The 17537-nt window shown below is 44.1% G+C and carries 18 protein-coding genes; all 18 read right to left on the bottom strand.

Features of this window, described 5'->3' with window-relative positions:
* Nucleotides 1-212: 212 nt before the first annotated feature.
* The 18 genes from der to trmJ all read right to left on the bottom strand — a co-directional run bounded on the left by der (nucleotide 213) and on the right by trmJ (nucleotide 17380).
* Nucleotides 213-1700, bottom strand: a complete 1488-nt coding sequence (gene der / locus B5D54_RS06405; protein ID WP_078925701.1) for a ribosome biogenesis GTPase Der — start codon at nucleotides 1698-1700, stop codon at nucleotides 213-215.
* A gap of 171 nt (nucleotides 1701-1871) precedes the next feature.
* Nucleotides 1872-3032, bottom strand: coding sequence for an outer membrane protein assembly factor BamB (gene bamB / locus B5D54_RS06400; RefSeq protein ID WP_078925700.1), 1161 nt, complete (start codon nucleotides 3030-3032; stop codon nucleotides 1872-1874).
* Between the two features lie 12 nt (nucleotides 3033-3044).
* Nucleotides 3045-3659, bottom strand: coding sequence for a YfgM family protein (locus B5D54_RS06395; RefSeq protein WP_078925699.1), 615 nt, complete (start codon nucleotides 3657-3659; stop codon nucleotides 3045-3047).
* A gap of 41 nt (nucleotides 3660-3700) precedes the next feature.
* Nucleotides 3701-4969, bottom strand: a complete 1269-nt coding sequence (gene hisS / locus B5D54_RS06390; protein WP_078925698.1) for a histidine--tRNA ligase — start codon at nucleotides 4967-4969, stop codon at nucleotides 3701-3703.
* Between the two features lie 25 nt (nucleotides 4970-4994).
* Nucleotides 4995-6119, bottom strand: a complete 1125-nt coding sequence (ispG, locus tag B5D54_RS06385; protein WP_078925697.1) for a flavodoxin-dependent (E)-4-hydroxy-3-methylbut-2-enyl-diphosphate synthase — start codon at nucleotides 6117-6119, stop codon at nucleotides 4995-4997.
* Nucleotides 6120-6127: 8 nt separating this feature from the next.
* Complete coding sequence (locus tag B5D54_RS06380) at nucleotides 6128-7021, bottom strand: RodZ domain-containing protein (RefSeq protein ID WP_078925696.1); 894 nt, start codon at nucleotides 7019-7021, stop codon at nucleotides 6128-6130.
* Between the two features lie 461 nt (nucleotides 7022-7482).
* Nucleotides 7483-8604, bottom strand: a complete 1122-nt coding sequence (gene rlmN / locus B5D54_RS06375; protein ID WP_078925695.1) for a dual-specificity RNA methyltransferase RlmN — start codon at nucleotides 8602-8604, stop codon at nucleotides 7483-7485.
* Between the two features lie 238 nt (nucleotides 8605-8842).
* Complete coding sequence (gene ndk / locus B5D54_RS06370; RefSeq protein WP_078925694.1) at nucleotides 8843-9277, bottom strand: nucleoside-diphosphate kinase; 435 nt, start codon at nucleotides 9275-9277, stop codon at nucleotides 8843-8845.
* An 82-nt stretch (nucleotides 9278-9359) separates the two neighbouring features.
* Nucleotides 9360-10652, bottom strand: a complete 1293-nt coding sequence (gene pepB / locus B5D54_RS06365; protein ID WP_078925693.1) for an aminopeptidase PepB — start codon at nucleotides 10650-10652, stop codon at nucleotides 9360-9362.
* 199 nt (nucleotides 10653-10851) lie between these two features.
* The gene (iscX, locus tag B5D54_RS06360; RefSeq protein WP_078925692.1) at nucleotides 10852-11046 is read right to left on the bottom strand and encodes a Fe-S cluster assembly protein IscX; all 195 of its coding nucleotides are present in this window, start codon (nucleotides 11044-11046) and stop codon (nucleotides 10852-10854) included.
* Nucleotides 11047-11105: 59 nt separating this feature from the next.
* Nucleotides 11106-11444: an ISC system 2Fe-2S type ferredoxin gene (fdx, locus tag B5D54_RS06355; RefSeq protein ID WP_078925691.1), complete on the bottom strand. Its 339-nt coding sequence runs from the start codon at nucleotides 11442-11444 to the stop codon at nucleotides 11106-11108.
* 10 nt (nucleotides 11445-11454) lie between these two features.
* A complete protein-coding gene (hscA, locus tag B5D54_RS06350) occupies nucleotides 11455-13308 on the bottom strand; it encodes a Fe-S protein assembly chaperone HscA (RefSeq protein ID WP_078925690.1) in 1854 nt (617 codons plus the stop codon).
* Between the two features lie 21 nt (nucleotides 13309-13329).
* Nucleotides 13330-13845, bottom strand: coding sequence for a co-chaperone HscB (gene hscB, locus B5D54_RS06345; protein WP_078925689.1), 516 nt, complete (start codon nucleotides 13843-13845; stop codon nucleotides 13330-13332).
* Nucleotides 13846-13956: 111 nt separating this feature from the next.
* A complete protein-coding gene (iscA, locus tag B5D54_RS06340; RefSeq protein WP_078925688.1) occupies nucleotides 13957-14280 on the bottom strand; it encodes an iron-sulfur cluster assembly protein IscA in 324 nt (107 codons plus the stop codon).
* A 61-nt stretch (nucleotides 14281-14341) separates the two neighbouring features.
* Nucleotides 14342-14725 (bottom strand): Fe-S cluster assembly scaffold IscU, encoded by a 384-nt coding sequence (gene iscU / locus B5D54_RS06335; RefSeq protein WP_078925687.1) that lies wholly within the window; start codon nucleotides 14723-14725, stop codon nucleotides 14342-14344.
* A gap of 36 nt (nucleotides 14726-14761) precedes the next feature.
* Nucleotides 14762-15976: an IscS subfamily cysteine desulfurase gene (locus tag B5D54_RS06330; RefSeq protein ID WP_078925686.1), complete on the bottom strand. Its 1215-nt coding sequence runs from the start codon at nucleotides 15974-15976 to the stop codon at nucleotides 14762-14764.
* Nucleotides 15977-16003: 27 nt separating this feature from the next.
* The gene (gene iscR / locus B5D54_RS06325; protein WP_078925685.1) at nucleotides 16004-16525 is read right to left on the bottom strand and encodes a Fe-S cluster assembly transcriptional regulator IscR; all 522 of its coding nucleotides are present in this window, start codon (nucleotides 16523-16525) and stop codon (nucleotides 16004-16006) included.
* Nucleotides 16526-16648: 123 nt separating this feature from the next.
* Entirely contained in the window at nucleotides 16649-17380 is a 732-nt protein-coding gene (trmJ, locus tag B5D54_RS06320) for a tRNA (cytosine(32)/uridine(32)-2'-O)-methyltransferase TrmJ (RefSeq protein WP_078925684.1), read from the bottom strand.
* Between the last annotated feature and the right edge of the window lie 157 nt (nucleotides 17381-17537).

Genomic DNA, 17537 nt, shown 5'->3' with positions numbered 1-17537 from the left:
GCATTTAAGAAAAAGATCATTCTTCGATCACTTAATGAATAAAACCCAAAATTCAATGCTAGTGATGCCACTATTTTAAGGTGCTTCCCGAGCGAGAGCGATAAAAGTGAATGACGAATGAGAGGAAGATAAACAAGAAAAATAGGGATGAAGAGACCATGAAATAAAAAACCCAAGCACAAGGCTTGGGTTTCAGTTTGAGGAGGTTCGTTTTACTTACGTCGATCTTTAACCATACTCATTAAGCGCTTGCGTTTACGCTCTTGAGATAGAGTCATTTTGTTCGATTTTGTTTCAAATGGGTTTTCACTGTTCTGGAACTGAATTCGAATGGGAGTTCCCATAATATCTAATGACTTACGGTAGTAGTTCATCAAATAGCGCTTATACGAATCCGGTAAATCATTCACTTGGTTGCCGTGAATAACAATAATTGGTGGATTATAGCCACCAGCATGAGCATATTTAAGTTTCACTCTTCGTCCACGAATCATTGGAGGCTGATGATCATCGGTTGCCATCTTCATAATGCGCGTCAAAACGGATGTGCCAACACGTGTCGTCGCAGAACGATAAGCTTCTTGCACAGACTCAAATAAGTGCCCAACTCCCGTACCGTGTAAAGCAGAAATAAAGTGAATACGAGCAAAATCCACAAATCCTAAGCGACGATCCAACTCTTTCTTCACTCGCTCTTTTATGTCTGTGGTTAATCCATCCCATTTATTTACAGCAATAACAATAGAACGTCCTGCATTTAGCGCAAAACCTAATAAGCTCAAATCTTGATCTGAGATGTTTTCACGGGCATCCACAATAAGCAGAACAACGTTAGCATCTTCTATCGCTTTTAGCGTTTTTACGACAGAAAATTTCTCTACCGTTTCATTAATACGTTTACGACGACGAACACCCGCAGTATCAATCAATACATACTCACGTTCATCACGCTGCATCGGGATATAGATCGAGTCACGCGTGGTACCGGGCATGTCATAGACCACGACTCGTTCTTCACCAAGAATGCGGTTGGTTAGGGTCGATTTCCCCACATTAGGTCGGCCAATAATGGCTAACTTAATCGGTTGATCTTGCAAACGCTGATAAACCGCTTCCGCTTCTTCTTCGGTATACTCAACTTGCTCAGGTTCGCTGTCTTCAAATTGAGTTAAATCTTCTAACTCTGCAGCTTGCTGCTGCATTTGTTCTGCTAAAGGGCTTAGAGCTCGGTCAATTAATGCTCCCACACCACGGCCATGTGCGGCCGCAATATGGTACATTTGCTGGCCCATCCCTAGTTGCCAAAATTCAGCACTGGCTGATTCTGCATCAATACCATCCACTTTGTTTACCACCAAAATGGCATTCTTTTCGATACGACGTAGATGCTGAGCTATCGCTTCATCAGCAACTGTCAACCCAGATCGGCCATCCACCATGAATAGAACAACATCCGCCTCATCAATCGCTGCTAACGATTGCTGAGCCATCTTAGTTTCTACACCTTCTTCACTGCCATCAATACCTCCGGTATCAATCACAATAAATTCATGTTCACCTAACTTGGCTTGACCATATTTCCGATCACGCGTTAAACCAGGGAAGTCCGCTACCAGTGCATCTCGTGTACGGGTGAGTCGGTTAAATAACGTCGATTTACCTACATTAGGACGCCCAACAAGAGCAACAACAGGTATCATAACAACCTCAATAATGATTCTTTCTTATGTAATTATACTGAAATGACTTCGCAACTCTGTTAATAAGCTTAGCATTCACAAGTCATTTGGGTATATAAACTCAAGGTTTATCTCAACAAAACGGCTCCTAACTGTTTCCAGCCAGGAGCCAATTGTGAATTGTATCACGATTTATTTGCGGATCGTCAGTTTCTTTATTCTACCATCACGAGTGGTCACCAGATACCCATCCTCTAAAGCGACAGGACCGACGGCAAAACCACTTTTATGAATGAGTTGCTGGGCGACAAACTCACCGCTGCTGCGATCAAACCAATGTAGATAACCTTCACTATCTCCGACCACCACATACCCCTCAATGATTTTGGGAGCAGTTAATAATCGGTGTTCCAATTGTTTATTGCTCCAAAGCTCGGTTCCACTTCGAGCATCAACCGCAACAACATGGTCTTTATCGGTAATCAGGAATAACCGGCTACCATCACTCACCATATCGGTTGTAGAAGAATAGTTACGTTTCCATATTGCATTCCCTGAACGCAAATCAATGGACATCAGCTGCCCATTAAAGCCGATGGTATATAAATTAGCACCAATGATAAGGGGAGCGGCATCCACATCCACCAGCCGATCAATTTCTGTCGCACCTTGTGGCTGCCCTACTGGCAATTGCCAAATCAGTTGACCCCGCTCAATAATCGCAGCCGCTAAACGACCATTCGGTGTCCCCCAAAATACACCACCAGATGCTGTCACTGGGCGGCTATCACCACGTAGCGTTAAACTAGGGACTTCCGTACTGATCGTCCACTTTTGTTCACCCGTACGTGCATCAAGGGCAACTAGGATCCCTCGGCTACTATTAACGATGATGAAATGATTATCTGCTGCAACAGGGGCAAGCACTTCACCTTCAACATTCGCCCGCCAGTTAACCTCTCCAGTTGTAGCCTCTAAAGCAAGCACTTCACCATTTTCACTGCCAATGAAGATCTGCCCATAAGCCGCGACTATCCCGCCAGAAAGACGAGCGGGCATACTTTGGCGAACATTGACACGCCACAATAATTTACCATTTTCAGGATTGAGGGCTTTAACCTCCCCGTCTCGACTGGCGACAAAAACCTTATCATAAGCATATTCAGGAGTCAGGTTTGAGAAATAGTGACCAACGCCACTTCCTACAGAGCTACTCCACAGAGAATGGGGGGTAAATTCACTGTTAACGATAGGAAGTGGAGCCATTATGATATTTTCTTCTTCGCCAGAGCACCCAGCCAATCCCACAAATACCGCGGCTGACAAAAGCACTTTGCTGAATATTTTTTTCATCCACTTATGCCCTTATCTGGCCAGATCATCCAACTTCATTTGCAAAGTCTGACTCGCATCACTCGCTTGTTGTGCTTCCGTATAGGCCACATAAGCAGCCTCTTTATCGCCACTACGTAGCGAAATATCACCACGTAACTCAGCGACACGGCCAGTCCAACTCACGTCTTTTACTGTCGCCAGTTCAGCCAGAGCCTCATCATATAACCCTTGCTCTGCCTGCAAACGAGCCAAACGATAAGAAAGAAGAGGCTTTAATGCTGCATCTTGAGTGACATTTTTGGCCCATTCAAGCTGAGCTAACGCTTCATCTAAATGGCCGGCATCAACCTGAACTTTCGCTAACTGCATCGCGGCTAAAACCGAATATTCCGACTTATTCTGACTATCAATAAATCCTTGAAGGTCTGACTCTGCATCAATGCCTTTGGTGGCCAAACTTTGTATTGCTTGAGTATAGCTTTCTGAAGCGGCCTCTTGGTTAGCGGTCACTGATTGTTGATAGTAACGCCAGCCAAATAGCCCCCCCAAACCAATAACAGCACCTAAAATGACAGCCTTGCCATTCTCTTTCCACCAATCTTTGATCGCTTCAACTTGTTGTTCTTCGGTATCGTAGAGTTCCACTTCCTGTCCTCTTAAATCAGAAATCTCAAAAACTAGCGTTGTTAGACAAGATGCGCCAACTGGCTTGCTATCTCGCTTTGAGAGAAGGTGGTTTGTTCACCACCCATTAAATCTTTCAGTACAACGGTCTGTTCTGCCACTTCATTTTCACCTAAAACAAGGGCAACCGCTGCACCCACTTTATCTGCACGTTTAAATTGTTTCTTAAAGCTACCGCCACCACAATGGTTCATGACTCGTAATCCCGGCAACTGTTCACGTAACTGTTCAGCCAGTTTCATGCCAGCCATCGTTGTACCTTCACCAGCGGTCACCACATAAACATCAACCGAACGACGGACTTCTGTATTTCCTAAGGTTTCCATCATTAATACTAAGCGTTCAAGTCCCATCGCAAAGCCGACGGCAGGGGTGGATTTTCCGCCTAATTGCTCAACCAGCCCATCATAGCGGCCACCGCCACACACAGTGCCTTGCGCGCCTAAACTTTCGGTAATCCACTCAAAAACGGTTCGGTTATAATAATCTAACCCACGAACTAAACGCTCATTCACGGTGTATTCGATGCCTGCTGCGTCAAGAAGTTCACACAAACCGGCAAAATGTTGTTTTGAATCTAAATCCAAATATTCGGAGAGTTTCGGCGCATCGCCCAATATAGCTTGAACGTCTGGATTCTTTGTGTCTAAAACACGCAGTGGGTTGGTATACATACGGCGCTTACAATCTTCATCCAATACCTCTTGGTACTGCTCTAAATAGTCGATTAGGGCGCTACGATAGTTAGCACGCGCCTCCAATGAACCGATAGAGTTCAGTTCTAAGCGAACATGTTCAGCAATCCCTAAATCACGCCATAAACGAGCGGTCATCATGATAAGTTCGGCATCAACATCTGGCCCATCAATGCCAAAAACTTCAACACCACATTGATGAAATTGGCGATAACGTCCTTTTTGTGGACGCTCGTGGCGGAACATTGGCCCCATATACCACAAGCGTTGCTCTTGGTTATAGAGCAACCCATTTTCGATTCCCGAACGGACACAACCGGCCGTACCTTCTGGGCGAAGAGTTAAGCTATCTCCATTACGGTCTTCAAATGTGTACATCTCTTTTTCAACCACATCGGTGACTTCACCAATTGCACGGCTAAATAGATGTGTCATCTCAACGATAGGCATACGAACTTCACTGTAGCCATATGCACTGATCACGTTTTTTACCGCGCCTTCCACTTTTTGCCAAAGCGGAGACTGAGTTGGGAGGCAGTCGTTCATACCTCGAATTGCTTGAATAGTCTTTGCCACAATACTTACCGTAATACCATTGAGATTAATCTTGTTCGAGTTGCTGAATATCGATGCGATTTTTCACATCTAATTGAGCGGCTTTGGCGCGAATTTTCGCTTCAAGTTGAGCAATAAGGTCATCATTATCAAACCGCTCTTTTTGACGTACGCCATCTTCATAAAAAGCACTTTTCTTATTGCTGCCCGCCAGCCCTAAGTGAGAAACTTCCGCTTCTCCGGGGCCATTAACTACACAGCCAATAATAGAAACATCCATCGGAGTCAAAATATCTTCCAAACGTTGTTCTAGAGCATTCACCGTTCCAATCACATCAAACTCTTGGCGAGAGCAACTTGGACAAGCAATAAAGTTAATGCCACGCGAACGGATACGTAAAGATTTAAGGATATCAAATCCAACTTTGATCTCTTCAACAGGATCCGCCGCTAAAGAGATACGTAGCGTGTCACCAATTCCTTCCGCTAATAGCATGCCTAAACCAACCGCAGATTTGACGGAGCCAGCCCGTGCCCCACCCGCTTCCGTAATGCCCAAATGCAGAGGTTGATCGATTTTTTTCGCTAATAATCGATAGGAGTCGACGGCAAGAAAAACATCTGAGGCTTTCACACTGACTTTGAATTGATCGAAGTTAAGACGATCAAGAATATCCACATGACGCATTGCCGATTCAACCAACGCTTCAGGGGTCGGTTCGCCATATTTCATCTGGATCTCTTTTTCCAGCGATCCGCCATTCACACCAATACGAATGGGAATGCCTTTATCTCGGGCACAATCGACAACTGAGCGAATTCGCTCTTCATTGCCAATATTGCCGGGGTTGATGCGTAGACAATCGACCCCATACTCTGCGACTTTTAACGCAATACGATAATCGAAATGAATATCAGCAACCAAAGGCACAGAGACTTGCTGCTTAATTTGCTTAAATGCTTCAGCCGCATCCATCGTTGGAACGGATACCCGAACGATATCTGCACCCACTTTCTCTAACGCTTTAATCTGAGCAACCGTCGCTGCCACATCGGTTGTTCGGGTGTTAGTCATGGACTGTACAGCGATGGGAGCCCCATCACCAATAGGGACATTACCCACATAAATACGTGTCGAGGGGCGACGTTTGATAGGAGACTCGTAGTGCATAATATTGTCTAAGGTAAGGTGAATCTAGCTACTTTGCCTGAAGTATACCCAGAAAGGTCAACAGGTTCACTCGCAAATGTGACGGAAACGCCTTCAGGCGCACCCAGAATGACTTGTAAGGGCGTTTCGCCCTGTAAATTGACCGTTTGTCCCGCTTTTTTTATTCCCGTTGATAAAGTTTTACCCGTAGCATCCTTTACTTGAATCCAGCAATCTGCTGAAAATGTCATCGTTAATTGATGATTGAGACTCAGATCTTCAGCAATCACCGGCGTTTCATCAACGACGCGAGGAACGGTTGTGCTCTCCTCGTCAACGATAGATGAAGAGACGCTCGTTTCATCACTCTCTGTGAGCGTATCATCTTGTGACTGGGCTTGAGTTAATTCAGTCACGGTCACAAAATCCGTGGCATTGCTCACCACGGGAGCGATCGGCTCTTCACTAACCACCGCCGGAGGATGATTACTTGGTAATAAACTATCTTGCTGATTATGTTGCCACCACCATAGTGAGGACATCCCAATAATAACCAGTACAATAATCCAAGTAATGGTCATGATGCGATTATCATGTTTTTCTCGTTTTGTCTTACGAGAAAAACTTTGCATTTTTTGCTCTTGAGGCTCAGAAACACAATTGGCTTCGTACGCTTCCATAATGTCGTGTTCTGAAAGACCCACCGCTTTAGCATAAGAACGTAGATAGCCACGTATAAAGGTGGCCACTAAATCCGAATCGAATTGGTTATCTTCAATATTGCGGATGATCGCCATACGTAAACGCAAACGGTCAGCAACTTGTTTTTGACTCAGTCCTAATGCTTCTCGCTGTTTTTTCAGTAGGGTTCCGGGTTGTTCTATCGGCGTATTTTCAGTGATGTTGTCTTGTTCTGTATTCATCCGCTGTATTCATCTCTTGTGTTCTTGCTCAAGCCACACGTTTTGGCTTTGGATTTTTATATTTGTTATTAGCCTATTTAAGAAACGTGGACTTCAGCAGGGAAAATTTAGTTATCCTTACGGCTTGGCATCAATACTCTCATCAACACCACACGAATGTTCAATGGTGGTTCAAGATACCATATCATCATACCCAAGCGGTTAGGATATCGAATTCATTCTATTCGATATAAAACTCGAACGCAGTATTAAAAATCATTCTAATGGATATTAAGCGCTAAACAACATTGATTTAGAAAAGAAATTACAACCAGGTCAAGATTTTTCGTTAAATTGACATAAAAAAGTAACAAAAAATGCAGTAATGGCTAAGCCTAGTTCAAAGTACACGGATCAACTACCAGTGAACCGTATGTTCACTGCAATACAAAAAGGCAGAAAATATCTGCCTTGGTAAGAACTTAAATCGCTTTTACAGGAATCTGTTGGGCTTCTTGTACTTTTAACTTCGTCCGTTTGGTTCGATCAATCACATCTCCCACTAATTGACCACAAGCCGCATCAATATCGTCTCCTCGTGTCTTACGGACTGTCACCGTATGCTCATATTGCATCAATGTTTTTTGGAAACGATCTATTCGTGAATTACTCGGTTTCTTATAAGGCGAACCAGGATAAGGGTTAAACGGTATCAGGTTGATCTTACAAGGGGTCTCTTTCATGAGTTGCGCCAGTTCGTGCGCATGTTCTGTACCATCATTGATATGATCAAGCAGAACATATTCTACCGTGACTTTACCTCGATTCGCATTGGATGAAGCAATATAACGGCGAACCGAGGCTAAAAAGTCTTGGATATTCCACCGATCATTAATCGGCATAATTTCGCTGCGTAATTGGTCATTGGGGGCATGTAAAGAAATCGCTAAAGCAACATCAATTTGCCCAGTCATTTGATCAAGCCCAGAAACGACGCCCGAAGTAGAGACGGTGACACGGCGCTTTGATAACCCAAACCCTAAATCATCGAGCATAATTTCCAATGCTGGAATGAGATTTTTCATGTTTAGTAGAGGTTCCCCCATCCCCATCATCACAACATTAGTGATAGGACGGCACCCCGTTTCTTTTTCTAAACCTATTTCACGAGCGGCTCGCCAGACCTGACCAATGATTTCAGATACACGTAGATTTCGGTTAAAACCTTGCTGAGCAGTTGAACAGAATTTACATTCCAAAGCACAACCCACTTGAGATGAAACGCACAATGTCGCACGATCTTCTTCTGGGATATATACCGTTTCAACATCCTGATCCCCGACACGCATCGCCCATTTGATCGTCCCGTCACTGGAATGTTGTGCCTGAGAAACATAAGGGGCCCGAATCTCACAATGCGCTTGCAGTTTCTCACGCAATTGCTTGTTGATATTGGTCATTTTTTCGAAGTCATCACAACCAAAATGATAGATCCACTTCATGACTTGATCGGCACGAAATGCTTTTTCACCTAACTCTTCGGCAAAGTAGGTGCGTAAGCCTTTACGATCAAAATCGAGTAGATTGACTTTTTCAATGGTCATGTGGCCTCTCAGAAATGGAACTGGAATTAAGGGCGCGAATTGTACAGCCTTTATGCGAGTGCGACAAGAGCATAAAAACCTTGCTATTACTGAGTTGATAGCAAGTGATTGATTAAAAATCAAACTAAAAAAAATTAACGGTATGCACTCAATAATAAAAAAGCATCAATAGCATTCAGCCTAAAGAAAAGGCTCTCAGTGATCATAAGAGCCTTTAAACAAAAGACCAAGGTTATGCTTATTCTTCGATTCGAGGACAAATCTCACTTTCAGGAAAGAAAAATTCGATTTCACGGGCGGCTGACTCCATGCTATCACTCCCATGTACAGAGTTATAACGCAGACTCAACGCATAATCGGCACGTAGCGTTCCACAAGCCGCTTCCTCTGGATTCGTTTTTCCCATTAGCTCACGGTAGCGGGTAATGGCATTCTCCCCCTCAAGCACCTGAACCATGATTGGACCTGAAGTCATGAATGAGCGTAATGCAGGGAAAAAGGCTTTACCTTCATGTTCCGCATAAAAACCACTGGCTTGTTCTTCTGTTAACTGAACCATTTTCGCAGCAATGATGCGTAATCCAGCTTGTTCTATGCGGTGATAAATTTCACCAATTAAGTTACGTTTCACTGCGTCAGGCTTAATTATAGAAAATGTTCTTTCAAGAGCCATTAGATGTCCTTCTATTTATAATAATGAGGAACCTAACTTTATAGGTTCCTCTTTCCGATGTTACTGAAGTAGGGTGGCGTGATTATTTCGCTTGTTCTAATAAAAGACGAGCAATAGTTTTCACTCCCATCGCCGTTGCCCCTGCGGCCCATTTATCACTGGCAGATTTACGATAAGTGCCTGCACAGTCAAAATGTAACCAACCTTGTTGATAATTATCGACAAAGTAAGACAAAAAGGCCGCCGCAGTACTTGCGCCAGGAGAGTAATCACCCGATGAGATATTGGATAAGTCCGCAAAGCTGGAAGGCAACATCTCTCGGTGAAATTCAGCTAAAGGTAAAGCCCATAAACCTTCGCGTTCTTCTTTCGCAGCCATCAGGGCCGTCTGTGATAAGGTCTCATCAAAGCTCAGCATTGCGTGGTAATCATTACCTAACGCATTTTTTGCAGCCCCCGTGAGAGTCGCACAGTCAATAATTAAAGCAGGATTTTGTTCGGAAGCATAAATAAGCCCATCAGCCAAAACTAAACGCCCTTCGGCATCGGTATTCATGATTTCGACCGTTTTTCCATTTTTATAGGTAATCACATCACCTAATTTGAGCGCTCGACCCGAAACCATATTTTCCGCGCAGCATAAAATGAGTTTAACCCGTTGATTTAAGCCTCGCATGATGGCTAGCCCAAGCGCGCCCGTGATCGTGCCAGCCCCGCCCATATCGGCTTTCATGGCAGACATGAAATTTGAAGGCTTCAAGCTGTAACCACCCGAGTCAAACGTAATGCCTTTACCAACAAGGCAAGCAAAGACTGGAGCGTTCTCATCCCCCGTAGGATTGAAGTCCAACTGTAACATCGCAGAAGTTCGTTCAGAACCTCGACCGACGGCAAAGATGCCTTCCCAGCCTTCTGTTAATAGATCTTTGTCTTTGACGATACGATAAGAAACCTGCTCAGGTGCTAAGGATTTGATAAATTCAGCGGCCATGGTCGCCAACTGACGAGGAGCAACCTCTTCTGCACTTTTGTTAATAATGTCGCGTGTCCAATCTGCAACTTTAATTCGGGCTTCAAGTTCTATTTGTTCGGCTTTTTCTAACGCTTTCCATTCCAGCGTATTCTTCTTCTTAGGATCACGATAGCCTTGGTAGAAAGACCAAATCGCTTCAAGTGTCCATTGGTCACCTTGTAAAAAGAGATGACGCAATCCTTGGCTATCGAATTTACGAGCGGCACGTTGAATACTATCAAAATCATCAACCGCAGTAAGATGAATCACCGCCCCTTGCTCAGAAAATGAAATTAATGCTTTTTCTCCCCACTGAGGCTGGGCGATTTCTAAACTAATCAATACCGACATTGGTGTAGACATAGTTTCTCCTTGTCTTCTTATATGGCGTTATCCCAAGAGTAAGGCAATGCGTTTTCTTAAACGAATCGATTGGGAATCATTATCACCATATCAAATAATTAACACTGAAATGTAGCCTTTATTCGATAAATTCAGCCACTTGATAAAAAAACGGACCATCAGGCCCGCTTTTCTCTACTTAATTTCAGAATGAGGATCATTACTCTTGCTCATCCATCCAACAAAGAATAATGGCTTCAAGAATCTTTTCATTTGAACGGTTAGGCTCATCATCAAAATCATCTAAATCCAAAATCCATTGGTGTAGATCAGTAAAACGTACATTTTTCGGATCTACTTCAGGATATCGTTCACAAAGTTCAATCGCAATATCCCGTGAGTCTGTCCATTTCATAACAAGCTCCTTAGTGTAATTCATCCCCTTTCTATAAAAAATGAGGGGATGAACAGAAATTAATGATCTTCCTTCGCGTGATTAAGCGAATATTTAGGAATTTCAATCACGAGATCTTCATCTGCTACTTTTGCTTGGCAGCTTAAACGAGATTCAGGCTCTAATCCCCAAGCTTTATCTAGCATATCGTCTTCGAGCTCATCACTCTCATCTAAAGAATCAAACCCTTCACGAATAACGACATGACAAGTGGTACAAGCACAGGATTTTTCACAAGCGTGTTCAATATGAATGCCATTTTTCAAAGCAACATCGAGTACACTTTCCCCCCTATTCGCCTCTAAAACCGCCCCATCTGGGCATAAGGTATCATGGGGCAATACGATAATTTTCGGCATGTTTATTCTCTCAAATTTCGTCAACAGAGTGGCCAGCTAATGCCGCTCGAATCGATTTATCCATGCGACGGGAAGCAAACACTTGGCTCGCTCTGTCCGTCTCTTTAATTCCTTGTTCAATAGCATCGGCATCATCACCATTACGAAGTTCAATAAGTGATTCTATCGCTGATAATAAGGTAGCACGTTCTTGGTCTGTCAAAAGATCATCACCGTCTGCTTGCATAGCAGCAATCAAACCTTCAATCACGCGGTCCGCTTCAACTTTCTGCTCAACTAAAGCTCGGGTTTGCATGTCTTGTTTGGCATAAGCCATGGAGTCTTTCAACATATCCGCAACTTCGCTATCGCTCAAACCGTAAGAAGGCTTGACTTGAATTTCAGCTTGGATACCGGTGCTTTTTTCCATCGCTGTCACTGAAAGTAAGCCATCCGCATCGACTTGATACGTCACTCGAATATGAGCAGCCCCTGCCGCCATTGGCGGGATGCCTTTCAATGAGAATCGAGCTAATGAACGGCAGTCAGCCACCAGTTCACGCTCTCCCTGCACCACATGGACACTCATGGCGGTTTGCCCATCTTTAAACGTGGTAAACTCTTGAGCACGAGCAACGGGAATCGTGGTGTTACGCGGAATGATCTTTTCCACCAACCCTCCCATGGTTTCAATCCCTAATGAAAGCGGAATGACATCCAACAGCAACATTTCGGAGTCAGGCTTATTTCCCACTAAAATGTCCGCTTGAATGGCGGCACCAATCGAAACCACTTCATCGGGATTAATGTCGGTTAACGGAGTTCGACCAAAAAATTCACCCACCCGTTCGCGGACTAGTGGTGTGCGAGTTGAACCTCCCACCATGACAACTTGCAGGACCTCCTCTGCACTGACCTGCGCATCTTTCAGTGCACGGCGACAAGAGAGAAGCGTTTTTTTAATGAGAGGTTCGATAAGCTTGTTCAATTGGGTGCGAGTAAACAAACCTTGCCAGCCAAAAATCTCGATCTGTGTTTCTTCTTTATCGGTTAAGGCTACTTTTGCTTGCGTTGCCACATCCAGCAATGCTCGACGTTTATCTGCGCCCAATGGTGACGTCAACCCGATTTCGGCATGTAAATATTCGGCAATCAGATGATCAAAGTCATCACCACCTAAGGCAGAATCCCCGCCCGTCGCCAACACTTCAAAAACCCCTTTTGATAGACGTAAAATCGAAATATCAAAAGTTCCGCCGCCCAAATCATAAACCGCAATAACACCTTCTTGGCCTGAATCAAGACCATAAGCAATGGCCGCCGCTGTCGGTTCATTAAGTAAACGTAGAACATGTAAACCCGCCAAATGGGCGGCATCTTTGGTTCCAGCTCGCTGCGCATCATCAAAATAAGCTGGAACCGTAATCACAACGCCCGCCAGTTCCCCACCTAAGTGATTTTGAGCACGTTCAGCCAGCTTTTTTAATATTTCGGCAGAGACTTGGATCGGGTTTTTATCCCCTTGTGGGGTTTGAATCACGGGCAACCCTTTCTCGCTGGATTTAAAACGATAAGGCAGTTGGTTATAACGCGTTTCAATATCTTGTAGTGAACGGCCAATCAAGCGCTTAACTGAAATGATGGTATTTTCAGGATCATGCTCTGCGTGTTCACGCGCAACCTCTCCAACCAAAGTCTGTTCATGAGAGTAATGCACAACGGAAGGTAAAATTTTGCGACCTTGCTCATCCTCTAAAGGAACAGCGGTGCCGCTTCGAACAGAAGCCACTAGAGAGTTGGTTGTCCCTAAGTCGATCCCTGCGGCTAATTTATGCTGATGAGGGGCCGAACTTTGACCGGGTTCTGCAATTTGAAGTAATGCCATGGATCGGTCCTTTTATTTGAATTAGCCGAGCAGTTTTTCTTCGACTCGTTCTATTTCAGTTTTTAATTTGGCAATAAATTTTAATTTACGAACAGTATCCGCTGCCAGATGCCACTGTTCACTATTCAGTTCACACTCAACTTGTTGTAAATGCGCTTGATAAGACTGTGTCACTTTGTTTTCAAAAGCCCATAGCGCCTCTTCCTCAACAGGTGCTTGCGCCAATAATTCTAGCTCTTCTCTCAGTTCCATTTGCTCCATCAAAAAGAGCGAGTCTTGCAAGGTTTGCTGCTCTCCCGCTAAGGCGATGTCATGCTGAGATAATAAGTATTCAGCGCGAGAGATGGGATTTTTCAAGACTTGATGAGCGTCATTAATCTCTGTTGATTTTTGTACCGCCATAAGACGATCACGCTCAGAAGCGGTTGCAAAATTATCCGGATGAAAACGTTTTTGCAACTCACGGAACTGAGAAGAAAGAAGGCTACCATCCAGTTGAAACTGAGTTGGTAGCCCAAATAATTCGAAGTAATTCATTAGGTTTTGGTTCCTCTTCCGGCACGAATGCTAAATCAATGGATACCCATTTAACTGGTTTAAAATAAGCATCCCAGAACTTATCGATGATTAAACTACCGGTGTCTACCATTAAACGTTGAAGCTTTCCCCACACCCACATTCACTCTTTGCGTTAGGGTTATTGAATTCAAAGCCTTCGTTCAAGCCTTCTTTTTTATAATCAAGTTCAGTTCCATCAAGATAAACTAAACTTTTCGCATCAATGATCACTTTAACACCGTGATCTTCAAAAACTTGATCGTCTTCATTTAATTCATCGACAAATTCGAGCACATACGCCATTCCTGAGCACCCCGTGGTTTTCACCCCTAAGCGTAAACCGAGCCCTTTGCCTCGGTTGTCTAGAAACGATTGAACTCGGTTTGCTGCGGTTTCTGTTAACGTGATGGCCATACTACAACCTTGCTTGTCAATGAATGAAAGAGTTGGAGCAGAAACTCTGCTCCAAAATAAATTACTGTTGGTGTTTTTTCTTATAATCGGCAACGGCCGCTTTAATCGCGTCTTCTGCTAAGATAGAGCAATGCACTTTTACAGGGGGCAACTCTAACTCTTCTGCGATTTCGGCGTTTTTGATTGATGCCGCTTCATCAATAGACTTGCCCTTAACCCACTCAGTGACTAGAGAGCTAGAAGCGATAGCACTGCCGCATCCGTAAGTTTTAAATTTTGCGTCTTCAATAATGCCCTCTGGTGACACTTTGATTTGTAGCCGCATAACATCCCCACAAGCAGGAGCGCCAACCATGCCGCTACCTACAGAGGGATCTTCTTTATCGAAAGAACCAACGTTACGTGGGTTCTCATAGTGATCGATGACTTTTTCGCTGTATGCCATAATAGTTACCTCGCATCCTCTATATTAGTGGAATGATTAGTGATGAGCCCACTCAACACTGTTTAAATCCACTCCCTCTTTATACATATCCCATAGAGGAGACATGTCGCGTAATTTATTAACCGCGACACGAATTAATTCGATCGCGTAGTCTATCTCTTCTTCCGTTGTAAAGCGGCCAAAAGAGAAACGAATGGAACTGTGTGCGAGTTCATCATCTAAGCCCAAAGCACGTAAAACGTAGGAAGGTTCTAGGCTAGCAGAAGTACAAGCACTACCAGAGGATACCGCTAAATCTTTCAACGCCATCAACAATGACTCGCCTTCTACAAAGGCAAAACTGATATTGAGATTATGAGGAATCCGTTGTTCAAGAGAACCATTAATGGTTACCGCTTCCATCTCTTTCACGCCATTAAGTAAGCGATCACGAAGTTTTTTAGCGTGCTCATAATCTTGTTGCATTTCTTGTTTCGCAATACGGAACGCTTCACCCATTCCCACAATTTGGTGCGTGGCTAAAGTGCCAGAGCGGAAACCTCGCTCATGGCCCCCCCCGTGCATCTGAGCTTCAAGTCGGATTCGAGGTTTACGGCGAATGTATAAGGCGCCAATTCCTTTAGGGCCATAAATTTTATGTGCTGATAATGAAATCAAATCGACTTTCATGTTTTGCACATCGATATCAATTTTACCCGCAGATTGAGCCGCGTCGACATGGAAAATGATTTTTCGTGAACGGCATAACTCACCAATTGCAGCAATATCTTGAATAACACCGATCTCATTGTTCACATGCATAATAGAAACCAACACAGTATCATCACGCATAGCCGCTTCTAATTTGGTTAAATCGATTAAGCCATTACTTTCCGGCTCAAGATAAGTCACCTCAAACCCTTCACGCTCAAGTTGGCGAGTGGTGTCTAGTACCGCCTTATGCTCTGTTTTACAAGTGATAATATGTTTACCTTGCTTAGCATAAAAGTGCGCTGCACCTTTAATTGCTAAGTTATCGGATTCTGTTGCACCCGAAGTAAAAACAATTTCACGTGGGTCAGCGTTCAGTAGGTCAGCAATTTGTTCACGAGCAGTATCAACCGCCTCTTCTGCCTGCCAGCCATAACGGTGCGATCGTGAAGCTGGATTACCAAATGCTCCATCCATCGTCATGTACTGAACCATCTTTTCAGCAACTCGAGAATCAACCGGACAGGTTGCTGAATAGTCTAAATAAATAGGCAGTTTCATTTTCTACTCCAATGTAAAACATTGCCGCTATGAGCGAACATTAAGACCAACGGGTGCCGCACCAATGGTGACTGATTTAGAATTCTTATGGCCGAACCCTTGGTTAACCGAAAGATCGAGCTCTTGTCGGTCGGAAATCTGTAAGACGTCATTATCCAGCATCAACTCACCAAGAGTGATGTTGTTTAAGAAGTCACTAATGCGTGAACTTAAATCACGCCATAAGGTATGGGTAAGGCAGCGTGTTCCACCTTGGCAATCCCCTCTACCACTACATTTCGTTGCATCAACAGATTCATCCACCGCCGCAATCACCGTACCAATTGAGATACTGTTAGCATCGTCACCTAAACGGTAACCTCCACCTGGGCCTCGTACACTAGCCACAAGGCCAGCTTTGCGTAATTTAGAAAACAGTTGTTCTAAGTACGAGAGAGAAATACCTTGCCGTTCAGAAATATCGGCTAACGGCACTGGCGTTTGCTGCGAATGTAGAGCCACATCTAACATGGCTGTCACCGCATATCTTCCTTTAGATGTAAGTCTCATATCACACCGTATCCACATTGATTATGTGGTTAGAATTCTTTCATACCTGACTGAATTGGTCAAGTATTAAGTTGAGTAATTTAGTCAGGTATTCATCCCTCGTCACTATAGGGATAATGATGGCTATGATTTGCTCGCTAACGACTTCTCCACGGCAGTCAACATCCCTCTTAAGATGTTAAGCTCTTGAGCTTCAGGCCGAGCTCGACTAAACAATCGACGCAACTTATTCATCACCTGCCCCGGCTGTTGAGGGGAAATAAAATCCGTGGTGAGTAACACTTTTTCTAAATGCTGATAAAACATCTCAAGTTCTTTATGTCGAGGATAATCTTGCTCACTTGCTGGCAAATGCTGAGCTTGCTGTCGAGTTAAATAAGCAACTCGAATTTCATAGCAAATCGTTTGTACAGCCATAGCTAAATTTAGTGAACTATATTCAGGGTTGGCAGGGATACAGACATGATAATGACAGCGTTGTAACTCTTCATTGGTTAGCCCTGTCCGCTCTCGTCCAAACACAACCGCGACAGAATGGTTTTGCCCTTCTTCTACAAACTTCTCGCCGCATTGGCGAGGTTCCAGCATGGGCCACTCTAAGGTCCTCGAACGGGCACTGCTTCCTACGACTAAAACACAATCCGCGACGGCCTCATCAAGTGTTTTTACCACCGTTGCCTTGAGCGCGATATCGCTGGCTCCCGCGGCTAAGGCGATCGCTTGAGCGTCCACCTCACATTGTGGATCAACAAGAACCATTTGATTTAGCCCCATCACTTTCATTGCTCTGGCAGCAGAGCCAATATTTCCTGAGTGCGAGGTCCCGACTAAAATGACTTTAACATTATCTAACATACGGTGAATATGGCCTATTTAAGATACTAAGCCGCCTTTTATCTTCTCATCAATTCAACTGCTCTTCCCTCTCTAAAATGGCAGAGAAGCAGTAAAAGAGTTCATTCCCCAAACCGCGAGAAAGACTATGATCAGCGAGAACTAACATAGCTTCATC

Source organism: Vibrio cincinnatiensis DSM 19608, assembly GCF_900167345.1.
GTDB classification, from domain to species: domain Bacteria; phylum Pseudomonadota; class Gammaproteobacteria; order Enterobacterales; family Vibrionaceae; genus Vibrio; species Vibrio cincinnatiensis.
Note: the sequence above shows the minus strand (reverse complement) of the source record. Positions and strands in the feature narration are given on the sequence as shown.

Coding starts and splice junctions, on each gene's coding strand:
- rlmN (WP_078925695.1), bottom strand. CDS start 8,604: ATGACCATTGAAAAAGTCAATCTACTCGATTTTGATCGTAAAGGCTTA.
- fdx (WP_078925691.1), bottom strand. CDS start 11,444: ATGCCGAAAATTATCGTATTGCCCCATGATACCTTATGCCCAGATGGG.
- pepB (WP_078925693.1), bottom strand. CDS start 10,652: ATGTCTACACCAATGTCGGTATTGATTAGTTTAGAAATCGCCCAGCCT.
- iscA (WP_078925688.1), bottom strand. CDS start 14,280: ATGGCCATCACGTTAACAGAAACCGCAGCAAACCGAGTTCAATCGTTT.
- hscB (WP_078925689.1), bottom strand. CDS start 13,845: ATGAATTACTTCGAATTATTTGGGCTACCAACTCAGTTTCAACTGGAT.
- iscU (WP_078925687.1), bottom strand. CDS start 14,725: ATGGCATACAGCGAAAAAGTCATCGATCACTATGAGAACCCACGTAAC.
- iscX (WP_078925692.1), bottom strand. CDS start 11,046: ATGAAATGGACAGACTCACGGGATATTGCGATTGAACTTTGTGAACGA.
- ndk (WP_078925694.1), bottom strand. CDS start 9,277: ATGGCTCTTGAAAGAACATTTTCTATAATTAAGCCTGACGCAGTGAAA.
- der (WP_078925701.1), bottom strand. CDS start 1,700: ATGATACCTGTTGTTGCTCTTGTTGGGCGTCCTAATGTAGGTAAATCG.
- ispG (WP_078925697.1), bottom strand. CDS start 6,119: ATGCACTACGAGTCTCCTATCAAACGTCGCCCCTCGACACGTATTTAT.
- trmJ (WP_078925684.1), bottom strand. CDS start 17,380: ATGTTAGATAATGTTAAAGTCATTTTAGTCGGGACCTCGCACTCAGGA.
- hscA (WP_078925690.1), bottom strand. CDS start 13,308: ATGGCATTACTTCAAATTGCAGAACCCGGTCAAAGTTCGGCCCCTCAT.
- B5D54_RS06330 (WP_078925686.1), bottom strand. CDS start 15,976: ATGAAACTGCCTATTTATTTAGACTATTCAGCAACCTGTCCGGTTGAT.
- B5D54_RS06380 (WP_078925696.1), bottom strand. CDS start 7,021: ATGAATACAGAACAAGACAACATCACTGAAAATACGCCGATAGAACAA.
- iscR (WP_078925685.1), bottom strand. CDS start 16,525: ATGAGACTTACATCTAAAGGAAGATATGCGGTGACAGCCATGTTAGAT.
- bamB (WP_078925700.1), bottom strand. CDS start 3,032: ATGAAAAAAATATTCAGCAAAGTGCTTTTGTCAGCCGCGGTATTTGTG.